The organism is Streptomyces sp. LMG1-1-1.1, from assembly GCF_040815545.1.
GTDB lineage: Bacteria > Actinomycetota > Actinomycetes > Streptomycetales > Streptomycetaceae > Streptomyces.
Map to the genome: position 1 here is coordinate 106,263 of NZ_JBFPNH010000017.1, position 11,996 is coordinate 118,258.

The 11,996-nt window shown below is 70.9% G+C and carries 11 protein-coding genes; 6 read left to right on the forward strand and 5 right to left on the reverse strand.

All coding sequences use genetic code 11. From position 1 onward, the window contains the following. Positions 1 to 108: 108 nt before the first annotated feature. From MRBLMG1_RS08520 to MRBLMG1_RS08530, 3 genes are all read right to left on the reverse strand, one after another. Complete coding sequence (locus MRBLMG1_RS08520; RefSeq protein WP_367822323.1) at positions 109 to 1,038, reverse strand: MerR family transcriptional regulator; 930 nt, start codon at positions 1,036 to 1,038, stop codon at positions 109 to 111. Between the two features lie 94 nt (positions 1,039 to 1,132). After that, positions 1,133 to 2,935 carry an SDR family oxidoreductase gene (locus tag MRBLMG1_RS08525; RefSeq protein WP_367822324.1) on the reverse strand — a complete coding sequence of 601 codons (1,803 nt, stop codon included), beginning with the start codon at positions 2,933 to 2,935 and terminating at the stop codon, positions 1,133 to 1,135. Beyond that, on the reverse strand, positions 2,935 to 3,780 hold the full coding sequence (locus tag MRBLMG1_RS08530) for a M24 family metallopeptidase (protein ID WP_367822326.1): 846 nt from the start codon (positions 3,778 to 3,780) through the stop codon (positions 2,935 to 2,937). Before MRBLMG1_RS08530 ends, MRBLMG1_RS08525 begins: the two co-directional genes overlap by 1 nt. 272 nt (positions 3,781 to 4,052) lie before the next feature. Here MRBLMG1_RS08530 and MRBLMG1_RS08535 point away from each other — a divergent pair, with 272 nt between their 5' ends. Genes MRBLMG1_RS08535 through MRBLMG1_RS08550 form a run of 4 tightly spaced genes read left to right on the forward strand, consistent with a single transcriptional unit; the run spans position 4,053 to position 7,568 of the window. Beyond that, complete coding sequence (locus MRBLMG1_RS08535) at positions 4,053 to 5,027, forward strand: ABC transporter ATP-binding protein (protein ID WP_367822406.1); 975 nt, start codon at positions 4,053 to 4,055, stop codon at positions 5,025 to 5,027. Beyond that, positions 5,024 to 5,926 (forward strand): ABC transporter permease, encoded by a 903-nt coding sequence (locus MRBLMG1_RS08540; RefSeq protein WP_367822328.1) that lies wholly within the window; start codon positions 5,024 to 5,026, stop codon positions 5,924 to 5,926. The genes MRBLMG1_RS08535 and MRBLMG1_RS08540 overlap by 4 nt, the downstream gene beginning before the upstream one ends. After that, positions 5,923 to 6,834, forward strand: a complete 912-nt coding sequence (locus MRBLMG1_RS08545) for an ABC transporter ATP-binding protein (protein ID WP_367822330.1) — start codon at positions 5,923 to 5,925, stop codon at positions 6,832 to 6,834. Before MRBLMG1_RS08540 ends, MRBLMG1_RS08545 begins: the two co-directional genes overlap by 4 nt. 14 nt (positions 6,835 to 6,848) lie before the next feature. Continuing rightward, the gene (locus MRBLMG1_RS08550; RefSeq protein WP_367822332.1) at positions 6,849 to 7,568 is read left to right on the forward strand and encodes an ABC transporter permease; all 720 of its coding nucleotides are present in this window, start codon (positions 6,849 to 6,851) and stop codon (positions 7,566 to 7,568) included. A gap of 156 nt (positions 7,569 to 7,724) precedes the next feature. Here the strand turns inward: MRBLMG1_RS08550 and MRBLMG1_RS08555 are convergent, their stop codons facing one another. Together MRBLMG1_RS08555 and MRBLMG1_RS08560 are read right to left on the reverse strand one after the other, a co-directional pair. Next, entirely contained in the window at positions 7,725 to 8,996 is a 1,272-nt protein-coding gene (locus MRBLMG1_RS08555; RefSeq protein ID WP_367822334.1) for a CynX/NimT family MFS transporter, read from the reverse strand. Then, the gene (locus tag MRBLMG1_RS08560) at positions 8,993 to 9,673 is read right to left on the reverse strand and encodes a FadR/GntR family transcriptional regulator (protein ID WP_367822336.1); all 681 of its coding nucleotides are present in this window, start codon (positions 9,671 to 9,673) and stop codon (positions 8,993 to 8,995) included. Before MRBLMG1_RS08560 ends, MRBLMG1_RS08555 begins: the two co-directional genes overlap by 4 nt. 131 nt (positions 9,674 to 9,804) lie before the next feature. Between MRBLMG1_RS08560 and lpdA the strand changes: the two genes are divergently transcribed. Beyond that, positions 9,805 to 11,208 carry a dihydrolipoyl dehydrogenase gene (lpdA, locus tag MRBLMG1_RS08565; protein ID WP_367822338.1) on the forward strand — a complete coding sequence of 468 codons (1,404 nt, stop codon included), beginning with the start codon at positions 9,805 to 9,807 and terminating at the stop codon, positions 11,206 to 11,208. 35 nt (positions 11,209 to 11,243) lie between these two features. After that, entirely contained in the window at positions 11,244 to 11,903 is a 660-nt protein-coding gene (locus MRBLMG1_RS08570) for a rhomboid-like protein (protein ID WP_367822339.1), read from the forward strand. Positions 11,904 to 11,996: the final 93 nt, after the last annotated feature.

Below are 11,996 nucleotides of genomic sequence, written 5' to 3' on the forward strand. Positions count from 1 at the left end.
CCACGAGTGGAGGCGATCATGTTTGATCCACAGCCAACATGACTTATCCACAGGCAAGTTGACGATTCTGTGGACAACTGCCCTGCTATATCGTATGAATTGGGTAATTCAGTCCACAGAATGGCGATTTGAGGTAAGAGCGTCCAATGTCCTTTTATGGAGCTCTCGTTCCGTGGCCGCGGTGACGAACGCCGCGACGCCCTCCGATCCGACCAGATCCTGAACGGCCCTGACCGTCCCGGCCGGTAGGGCCACCGCGCGCGGCTCGTCCGACTTCGGTTGGGGCGCCTCGGGCGAGAGATGGAGCTGGAGGTGCTGGGTCGCCAACAGCTGCATGGCGCGTGCGAGTTCGGCGTCGACCGTCTGCTGGGCGAGCGGCCGGAGCCGTCGCACCATGGTCGCCGCCTCGGCCGCGTCGGCGTCCGTGGGCGGCCGGTGCTCCAGATAGCGCGCGAAGACGTGCTCGGTCGTGAACTCCAGGAAGCGGGAGGCGATGTGCTCGACCTGATCGCGAAGTTCCCTCAGGTGGCCGGTGATTGCCGGGAGCGGAACGCCGGCCGCGTACAACTCGACCGCCACGGCGAGCTCTTGCGGACTCGGTACGAGGTACTCCTCCGTCTCCCGGTCCGGCAGCGGCTCCAGTACGCCGAGCTCGACGGCCTCCCGGATCGCGTCCTCGTCCGGCACGCCGCCGAAGCGGGCGTCCAGCTCGGCGCGGGAGATCCGGGCCGCCTCCTCGTCCGTCCACGGCCCGTGGACCTCCGCGACCAGACCGAGCACCCCGCCGAGCCCCCGGCCGGTGTCCCAGGCCTCCAGGAGCTCCTTGATCGAGGCCAGGGTGTATCCCCGGTCGAGGAGGTCGGCGATCTGCCGGAGCCGCGCGAGGTGCGCGTCCCCGTACACGTTCGACCTGCCCCGCCGCTCGGGCCGGGGCAGCAGACCGCGGTCCTGGTAGGCGCGGATCGTCCGGACCGTGGCCCCGCTGAGATGGGCGAGGTCCTCGATCCGGTACTCCGGCTGTGCTGACTGCTCGGACAAACCCGCTCCCACCGACCGCTTCCCGCACCCCGTCGCCGCGGGGCCCCTGCTGGGAGGGATCGTACGACCGCACGTCCCTCCCGGACTCCGCCCCCTACGCGGGCGGCTGCCAGCGGGCCAGGGCCCGCAGCGCGCCCGGGCTCAGCCGGGACAGGAAGTGGATGCCCCGGGCCTCCGGCGTTACCGGGACGACGGCCCGGTCGTGCAGGACCGCGCCCAGGATCGCGTCCGCGACCTTCTCCGGCGGGTAGTTCCGCAGGCCGTACAGCCGGGTGGCCTTCTTCTGCCGCCGCTTCTCCTCCGCGCCGTCCGTGACCCCGGCGAACCGCGTCGTCGCCGTGATGTTGGTGTTCACGATGCCGGGGCAGATCGCGGACACCCCGATGCCCTGGCCGGCCAGCTCGGCGCGGAGGCACTCGCTGAGCATCAGCACCGCCGCCTTCGACGTGCTGTACGCGGGCAGGGCGCGGGACGGCTGGAACGCGGCGGCGGAGGCGGTGTTCACGATGTGACCGCCCTGGCCGCGCGCGGTCATCTGCGCGCCGAAGATCCGGCATCCGTGGATCACGCCCCACAGATTGACGTCCAGGACCCGCTTCCACTCCTCGCTCGTCGTCTCGAAGAAGGAGCCGGTGAGCCCGATGCCCGCGTTGTTGACCAGGACGTCGACGACCCCGTACTCGCTCGCCACCTTGGCGGCCAGCTTCTCCATCGCCTGCTCGTCGGCGACGTCGACGGTCTCGCCCCACGCCTCCGGGGCGCCGATCAGACGGGCCATCTCGGCCGTGCGGGCCGCGCCCTCGCCGTCCCGGTCCACGGCCACGACCCGGGCCCCGGCCTCCGCGAACGCGAAGGCGGTGGCCCGGCCGATGCCGCTGGCCGCGCCGGTCACCAGGACGAGCTGGCCGCCGAACCGCTCCGTGTACTCCGGCTTCACCCCGCTCTTCGCCGCCGTCGCCGCGACCGGCTTCGGTGCCTTCGTCGCCGGCTCCTCGTTGGCCCGCACGAACTCGGCGATCCAGGCGGACAGCTGGTCGGGTCGGGTCCGCGGCACCCAGTGCTTGGCGGGCAGGGTGCGCCGGGTCAGGTCCGGGACCCAGTTCCCCAGGTCGTCGTAGAGCCGCTCGGAGAGGAACGCGTCGCCGGTCGGCGTGATCAGCTGCACCGGCGTGTGGGCGTACGCGTCGGGGCGCGGGCGCCCGAGCCGCGCGCGGACGTTGTCCCGGTAGAGCCAGGCGCCGTGCGCCGCGTCGCTCGGCAGGGACGGCGTCGGGTAGTCGCCGGCCGGGACCTTCTCGATCCGCTCCAGGATCTTCGGCCAGCGCTTGCCGAGCGGCCCGCGCCAGGCGAGCTCGGGGAGCACGGGCGTGTGCAGCATGTACACGTACCAGGACTTGGCGCCCTGGCCGAGGAGCTGGCCGACCCGGCGCGGGGTGGGCCGGGCCATCCGCCGCTTGATCCAGTGCCCGAAGTGGTCGAGCGAGGGCCCCGACATCGAGGTGAAGGAGGCGATCCGGCCCTCGGTGCGCGGGACGGTGGCGAACTCCCAGGACTGCACGGAACCCCAGTCGTGGCCGACGAGGTGGACCGGCCGGTCGGGGCTGACGGCGTCGGCGACCGCGAGGAAGTCGTCCGTCAGCTTCTCCAGGGTGAAGCCGCCACGCAGCGGGGCCGGCGCCGTGGACCGGCCGTGGCCCCGGACGTCGTACAGCACCACGTGGAACTCCTCGGCCAGCCGGGTCGCGACCTCCGACCAGACCTCCTTGGAGTCCGGGTAGCCGTGCACGAGCAGGACGGTCGGCCGCTCCGCGTCGCCGAGCTCGGCGACGCACAGCTCTATCCCGCCCGTACGGACCCAGCGCTCCCGCGCCGTGCCGAGGCCGGTGATTCCCGCCATCAGACCGCTCCTTCGTTCCAGCGCCGCACGTGCGGCAGGTCGTCGTCCAGCCAGAAAGCGCTCTGCTCGGGATCCTTCGAGTCGGTGACGACCAGGATCTCCTCGAACTTCGCGCCCGTCCCCCGGAATCCGAGGTGCGGCTCGACCGCCCACAGGCCGGGCCTGGGCGGGTGGTCGGAGAACTTGTACGGCGACCAGAGCGGTGACCAGCCGTCCCGGTGGCCGTGCAGGGCGTCGCTCGCGAGCCCCTTGAGCGCCTGGGTGCCGAACCCGAAGAGCGTAGGCGACCAGCGTCGCTCGCCCACCCGGTCGATCTTGTGGGCGATGACGCCGAAGGGGTAGGCGCGGTGCCGGTTCGCGTACCCCTGGCGGACCATGAGCCGGTCCACGTCCTCGTATATCTCGCGCAGCGTGCGGCGCTCGCGCACCTCGCGCAGGATCAGCTCGCGGTGGTCCCGGAGGTCGGCGAGGAGCTTGTCGTGCAGGGGGTTGAGGCCCAGGCAGCCGCTGTAGCCGACGTCGGCCGTGTACCCCTTGTGGACCGGGGCCATGTCGAGGATGAACGGCATCCCCGCCTCGAGCCGCCGGCCGGTCGGGAAGAACTGCAGCGGGATCTTGAAGTCGACGAAGGCGGTGCGGTCCCCGAACCAGGCGAACGGCCGGTGAAACCAGTCCCGCACGCCGCGCTCGTACAGCCACTCCCGCTGCATCCGGGCGGCCTCGCGCTCGGTCACCCCGGGCTTGAGCTGCGCCGCGACGGATTCCGCGCACTCGTAGGAGAGCCGCTGCACTTCCCTGAAACCCCGCAGCTCCGCGGAGAGTTCCCCTGTCACTGCCGAGGCCATGCCACCCGCCGTCCCGTGTGAGCGCCCGATCGCACTACGCGTCCGTAACTTGACACCGATGAATGTGACAATGCTCGGCGGCTGCGTCAAGGGGTCGGGCACGAGCCTGTGGAAAACACCGACGGGCGGCCCGGTGGGAACCCCGTCGCGGACACGGGGAAAGACTTTCGTCTCGACCTCCCCTACTGGCTTGTAGTCCTCTGGTCGGACAACGATCGAGCCATTGGGCTGACGACCTCTGTGGCCCACGCCACTACCTTCGAACTGTGACTGTGATCGCGACCGAAAGCCTCAGCAAGCGGTTCCCCCGGGTGACCGCGCTTGACCGGCTCTCCCTGGACATCGGGCCCGGTGTGACCGGACTCGTGGGTGCCAACGGAGCCGGCAAGTCCACCATGATCAAGATCCTGCTCGGCCTCTCCCCCGCCACGGAGGGCCGCGCCGAGGTTCTGGGACTCGACGTCCGGACCTCCGGCGCCCAGATCCGTGAGCGCGTCGGATACATGCCGGAGCACGACTGCCTCCCGCCGGACGTCTCGGCCACCGAGTTCGTCGTCCACATGGCGCGGATGTCCGGGCTGCCCGCGACCGCCGCCCGCGAGCGGACCGCCGACACCCTGCGCCATGTCGGCCTGTACGAGGAGCGCTACCGCCCCATCGGGGGTTACTCGACGGGCATGAAGCAGCGGGTGAAGCTCGCCCAGGCCCTTGTCCACGACCCGAAGCTGGTCCTCCTCGACGAGCCGACGAACGGCCTCGACCCGGTCGGCCGCGACGAGATGCTCGGACTGATCCGCCGTGTCTGGACCGACTTCGGCATCTCGGTCCTCGTCACCTCGCACCTGCTCGGCGAGCTGGAGCGCACCTGCGACCACGTCGTCGTCATCGACGGCGGGCGGCTCCTGCGCTCCAGCTCCACCAGCGACTTCACCAGGATCACCACGACGCTCGCGGTCGAGGTCACCGACTCCGACTCCCACCCCGACGGCACGGGTGCGCTCCGCGAGGCGCTCGCCGCCGCCGGCGTCACGATCCACGCGGGCGTCGAGGACGGCCTGCCCGGCGCCGGGCACATCCTGCTCCTGGAAGCGGCCGGCGAGGAGACGTACGACCTGGTGCGGGACACCGTCGCCGGTCTCGGCCTCGGCCTCGTCCGCATGGAGCAGCGCCGCCACCACATCGCCGAGGTCTTCCGCCCGGAGGGCGCCGAGGCGTCCGCGCAGCACGAGGAGGTGCAGGCCCGATGAGCACCGACACCTCCAAGGCCGCTCCCGACACGACCCGGATCCACAACATCGGCTACCGCTCCTACGACGGCCCGCGCCTCGGCCGGGCGTACGCGCGGCGGTCGCTGTTCTCGCAGTCGCTGCGCGGCGCGTACGGCCTCGGCCGCAGCGCCAAGTCCAAGGTGCTGCCGATGCTGCTGTTCGCGGTGATGTGCGTCCCGGCGCTGATCATCGTCGCGGTCGCGGTCGTCACCAAGCAGTCCAAGCTGTCGATCGAGTACACGCAGTACGCGCTGTTCCTCCAGGTCGTCATCAGCATCTACCTGGCCTCGCAGGCCCCGCAGTCCGTCTCCCGGGACCTCCGGTTCCGGACGGTGCCGCTGTACTTCTCCCGCCCGATCGAGCGCGTGGACTACGTCCTCGCCAAGTTCGGCGCGATGGCCTCGGCGCTCTTCGTCCTCACCGCCGCCCCGCTGCTGATCCTCTGGATCGGCTCGATGCTGGCCAAGATGGACTTCGCCGAGCAGAGCAAGATGTTCGGCCAGGGGCTCGTCTCGGTGGCTCTGCTCTCGCTGCTCTTCGGCGGCATCGGGCTGGTCATGGCGGCCCTCACGCCGCGCCGCGGCTTCGGCGTCGCCGCCGTGATCGCCGTCTTCACGATCTCGTACGGGGCGGTCTCCACGCTCATGGGCATCGCCTACGCCACGGAGAACGACGGCGCCATCCAGTGGCTCGGCCTGTTCTCGCCGATGACCCTCATCGACGGTGTGCAGACCGCCTTCCTGGGCGCACCGACGGGCTTCCCCGACGGCGGGGGTCCGAGCGCCGGTGTCGGCGTGGTCTATCTGCTGGTCGTCCTCGCGCTCGTCGCCGCCTCGTACGGCATCCTGATGCGCCGCTACCGAAAGGTCGGGCTGTGACAACGCTCCACATCGACCACGTCTCCCGCTGGTTCGGCAACGTCGTGGCCGTGAACGACGTCACGATGTCGGTCGGACCGGGCGTCACCGGCCTCCTCGGGCCCAACGGAGCGGGGAAGTCCACCCTGATCAACATGATGGGCGGCTTCCTCGACCCCTCCACCGGCACCGTCACCCTCGACGGCGCGAAGATCTGGGGGAACGAGTCGGTCTACCGCGAGATCGGCGTCGTGCCGGAGCGGGAGGCGATGTACGACTTCCTCACCGGGCGCGAATTCGTCCAGGCGAACGCGGAGTTGCAGGGACTCGGCTCGAAGGAGGCCCAGCGGGCGCTCGCCACGGTCGAGATGGAGTACGCCCAGGACCGCAGGATCTCCACGTACAGCAAGGGCATGCGGCAGCGCGTGAAGATGGCCTCGGCCCTCGTGCACGAGCCGTCGGTGCTGCTGCTCGACGAGCCGTTCAACGGCATGGACCCGCGCCAGCGCATGCAGTTGATGGACCTGCTGCGGCGGATGGGCGCGGAGGGCCGCACGGTCCTGTTCTCCTCGCACATCCTGGAGGAGGTCGAGCAGCTCGCCTCCCACATCGAGGTGATCGTGGCCGGGCGGCACGCGGCCTCCGGCGACTTCCGCAAGATCCGCCGGTTGATGACCGACCGGCCGCACCGCTATCTCGTCCGCTCCAGTGACGACCGGGCCCTCGCCGCGGCGCTGATCGCCGACCCGTCGACGGCCGGCATCGAGGTCGACCACGTGGAGGGCGGACTGCGCGTCCAGGCGGTGGACTTCGGGCGGTTCACGGAGTTGCTGCCGAAGGTCGCGAAAGAGCGCGGGATCCGTCTGCTGACGGTCTCGCCATCGGACGAGTCCCTCGAATCGGTCTTCTCGTACCTCGTCGCGGCCTGAAAGGAGACTGACCGATGTACAACCCCACAGTCGCCCGGCTCACCTACCGGGCACTCCTCGGCCGCCGCAGGGCGCTGATCCTCTTCCTGCTGCCCGGCATGCTGCTGCTCATCTCGGCGGCGGTCCGCGGCTTCAACGGCGCGGACGACCAGGTCGCTGCCGACGTCCTCGGCGGCTTCGCACTGGCCACCATGGTCCCGCTGATCGGCGTGATCGCCGGCACGGGCGCGATCGGCCCGGAGATCGACGACGGCTCGATCGTCTACCTGCTGTCGAAGCCGGTGAAGCGGCCGACGATCATCTTCACCAAGCTGATCGTGGCCATCGCGGTCACGATGGTCTTCTCGGCGGTCCCGACGCTGATCGCCGGATTCATCCTCAACGGCAACGGCCAGCAGGTGGCCGTCGCGTACATGGTGGCGGCGCTGGTGGCGTCCATCGCCTACAGCGCGGTGTTCCTGCTGCTCGGCACGGTCAGCCGGCACGCCGTGGTGATCGGCCTGGTCTACGCCCTGGTGTGGGAAACGCTCTTCGGCTCCCTGATCGCCGGAGCGAAGACCCTGAGCGTCCAGCAGTGGGCGCTGGCCCTCGCGGAGAAGGTCACCGGCGACGGTCTGGTCACCTCGGACGTCGCGCTCCCGACGGCCTCGATACTCCTCATCGCCGTCACGGTCGCGGCGACCTGGTTCGCCGGCCACAAACTCCGCACCCTCAAGCTCGCGGGCGAGGAGTAGTCCCCGAAGGAGGAAGCGGTACGGCTCCGGGGGCGTCCCCCGCCCCCGGGAGCCCCACCCCGGAGCCGCCCCGCCCCCGCCTTCCTCGCCCACCCTCCGGTTCACGCTGTCCGGTTCATACCGTCCGGTTCACACCGTCCGGCAACACCCTCCGGTTCACAGTGTCCGGTCGCGGGCCGCGAGCAGGCCGACGGCGAGGGCCGCCGCGCAGACGCCGAGGACCACGCAGATCGGCAGGGTCCAGGAGCCGGTGGCCTGGTGGAGGGCACCGGCCGCCAGCGGACCGGCCGCGGCGAGCAGATAGCCCACCGTCTGGGCCATCCCGGACAGCCTGGCCGCGGTCACCGCGTCCCCGGAGCGCAGCACGATCAGGGTCAGGGCGAGACCCACCGCCCCGCCCTGGCCGACGCCGAGCACCGCGGACCAGAGCCAGGCGCCCTGCACGGGCGCCGTCATCAGTCCGGCGTAACCGGCCGCCACCAGCGCGGTGACCAGGACGATCAGCGGACGCTGGCTCCGCATCCGGCCGGCCAGCAGCGGCACCAGGAAGGCGCCGGCGACCTGGATCAGGTTGTTGAAGGCGAAGATCACGCCGGCGGTGGAGCGGCTCATGCCGTGGTCGGTGAACATCGTCGGCATCCAGGCGATCAGGACGTACGACCACAGCGACTGCAGCCCCATGAAAAGGGTGACCTGCCAGGCGAGCGCGGAGCGCCAGACGCGCACCGGGCGGGCGCCGGCGGCCGGGACGGCCCGTACGCCATGGCCCGTACGGCCGCGGGCGATCAGCACCTGCGGCAGCCAGGCGAGGGCCGCGACCACGGCGAGCAGCGACCAGACGCCGAGCGAGGCCTGCCAGCCGCCGCCCAGCGCCTTCTCCAGCGGCACCGCGGCCGCCGCGGCCACCGTCGCGCCGGCGATCATCGCGCCCGTGTAGACGGAGGTCATCCCCGCGGCCCGTTCCGGGAAGTCCCGCTTGATCAGACCCGGCGTCAGTACGTTGAGCAGGGCTATCGCGGTGCCGACGAGGATCCCGCCGCCGTAGAGCGCGTACACGGACGGCAGGACGCGCACGAGGATGCCGGCGCCGAGCAGCAGGAGCGCCGCGAACAGCACGCGCTCGGCGCCGAAGCGGCGGCCGAGCCAGGGGGCCACCAGCGCGCCCACGCCGAGGAAGAGCACGGGCACCGACGTCACCAGCGAGCTCGCCGTGGAGGAGAGCCCGAAGGCCTCGGACATCTCGCCGACCAGGGGTGCCACGCTCGCCAGCGCGACCCGCATGTTCAGCGAGGCGAGCACGATGCCGGTGAGGAGCACCGCGGGGTGGGCGAGCGCCCGCCGCCCGGTCACCTGCCCGGACGCCCGCGGGAGTCCGGGCGCCGGTGCTTCGGCGCGGGTCTCCGCCTCCGCGCGTGCGCCGGTGTTCATCGGCGCTGTTCGGTCAGGGCGGTGACCGTCTCCATCGGGACCCGGAGCAGTTCGCGGGCCTGCCGCTCCGCGGCGTCCGGGTCGCCCGCCTCGATCGCCGCCACCAGCGCCTCGTGGGCGTCGATGTCGACCGGCGGCATCGCGTGGTCGCCGAGGGCTTCCACCAGTACCTCGTGCACCTGGGCGGAGAAGAAGCGGTACACCTCGACGAAGGCCGCGTTGTGGGTCGCGCCCACGACCGCCAGGTGGAAGGCGAGGTCGGCGTCCGCGTCCCGGTCGCCCTCCTCCCGCAGGCCGGTCAGGGCCGCCCGCAGCCGCAGCAGGTCGTGGGTGTCGCGCCGGGCGGCCGCGAGCCGGGCGGCCTCGGCCTCCAGGGCGATCCGCAGTTCGAGGACGTCGGACGCGCCCGCGTGGCGCATGCCGCGCAGCACGGCGGTCGGGTCGGCGGTCGACCGGACGAAGGTGCCGTTGCCCTGGCGGGACTCGAGGAGGCCGGCGTGGACGAGGACCCGGACGGCCTCGCGGACGGTGTTGCGGCCCACGCCGAGCTGCTGTGCGAGCTCGTGCTCGGTCGGGAGGCGGTCGCCGACCGCCCACTCGCCCTCGGCGAGCTGCGCGCGCAGCTGCTCCACGACGGAGTCCACCAGCGAGGTCCGCCCCGCCGCTGTGAGTGCCATACCGTTCCGACCTCTCCATTCGCCCGGTTGTCCAGTCATCCTACAACTGCCGCCCTGACCGTCCGAGGAGCGCCGGACTACTGTGGGGCCGTACGTGGACCGAACACCCTCATCACCCTCGGGAGTCAGTCATGTCAGACCGCTTCGACGTCGTCGTACTCGGAGCTGGCCCCGGCGGCTACGTCGCCGCCATCCGCGCCGCCCAGCTGGGCAAGCGGGTAGCGGTCGTCGAGGAGAAGTACTGGGGCGGTGTCTGCCTGAACGTCGGCTGCATCCCCACCAAGGCGCTGCTGCGCAACGCCGAACTCGCCCACATCTTCAACCACGAGGCCAAGACCTTCGGCATCAAGGTCGACGGCACCGTCTCCTTCGACTACGGCGAGGCCTTCCGCCGCAGCCGTACCGTCGCGGACGGCCGGGTCAAGGGCGTCCACTTCCTCATGAAGAAGAACGGGATCACCGAGTTCAACGGCCGGGGAACCTTCCTCGACGCGAACACCCTCCAGGTCGCCAAGTCCGACGGCACCTCGGAGACGATCCAGTTCGACAACTGCATCATCGCCACCGGCGCCACCCCGCGTCTGCTCCCGGGCACCGCCCTCAGCGACCGCGTCGTCTCGTACGAGCAGCAGATCCTCGCCGAGGACGCGCCCAAGTCGATCGTCATCGCCGGCGCCGGCGCGATCGGCATCGAGTTCGCGTACGTCCTCAACAACTACGGCACCAAGGTCACGATCGTCGAGTTCCTCGACCGGATCGCCCCGCTGGAGGACGAAGAGGTCTCCAAGGAGCTGGCGAAGCAGTACCGCAAGCTCGGCGTCGACGTCCTGACCTCGACCCGCGTCGAGGCCATCGACGAGTCCGGCCCGCAGGTCCGCGTCACCGTCACGGGCAAGGACGGCGTCCAGAAGGTCCTGGAGGCCGACAAGGTCCTCCAGGCCATCGGCTTCGCCCCGAACGTCACCGGCTACGGCCTGGAGGCCACCGGTGTCGCCCTCACCGAGCGCGGCGCGATCGACGTCGACGGCCGCTGCCGCACCTCCGTGCCGCACATCTACGCCATCGGCGACGTCACCGCGAAGCTGATGCTCGCGCACACCGCCGAGGCCATGGGCGTCATCGCGGCCGAGACCATCGGGGACGCCGAGACGATGGAGCTCGACTACCCGATGATCCCGCGCGCGACCTACTGCCAGCCGCAGATCGCCAGCTTCGGCTGGACCGAGGCGCAGGCCCGCGAGAAGGGCTTCGACGTCAAGGTCGCCAAGTTCCCGTTCGTGGCGAACGGCAAGGCGCACGGTCTCGGCGACGCCACCGGCTTCGTCAAGATCATCGCCGACGGCACGCACGGCGAGATCATCGGCGCCCACCTGATCGGCCCGGACGTCACCGAGCTGCTGCCCGAGCTGACCCTGGCCCAGCAGTGGGACCTCACCGTCCACGAGGTCGCCCGGAACGTCCACGCGCACCCGACCCTGGGCGAGGCCGTGAAGGAAGCGATCCACGGTATTGCCGGACACATGATCAATTTCTGAGGTTTCCCCCATCTCGGGGTGATAGGCACTGAAAGGTGCCGAGCAAAACCTCTCCGGGTGGCGAACCGTCCCGGCCGATCAGGTCGTGGGTGCGTTCGTCACCCGGTACGCATGTGTGGCTGGCGGTCATCGCGCTCACCAGCCTCGTCATCGCGCTCTCCCCGGCCGGTCTGGACACCTATCTCCTCCACCGCAACAGCAGCAACCTCCACCAGCTCGCCCACCACCCGCTGCGGGCCCTGCTCGGCAGCGCGTTCTGGATCGCGGACCCGGCCGACCTCCTGCTGTACGCGGTGCTCTTCGAGGTCCTGCACGCGCCCGTGGAACGCTGGCTCGGCACCCCGAAATGGCTCTTCACCGTCGCGACGGCCCACGTCGCGGCGACGCTCGTCAGCCAGCAGGTGGTCCTGGCGGCCATCCAGCTCCACGACGTGCCGCGCAGCATGGCGCACGTCGTCGACATCGGGGTCAGCTACGGGCTCGCCGCCTCGGCCGGGATCCTGACCTACCGGCTGCCGCGCCCCTGGCGCTGGCTCTACCTCGCCGGAGCGGTCGCCTTCTTCCTCGTCCCGCTCGCCGCCGACCGGACGTACACCGACCTGGGCCACGCCATCTCGCTGGCGATCGGCCTCGCCTGCTATCCGCTGACCCGCGGAAAACCGTTCGCTACCGAACAGCGGCCCGGCGCACACTAGTTGTACGGGGAGCACGGGGGACTCCCCGGGGCGGCCGCTTCGAGCGCGCGGACCTCGTCCGCGCGGGCCGCGAACCGCGAAGGCCCGCTCCCT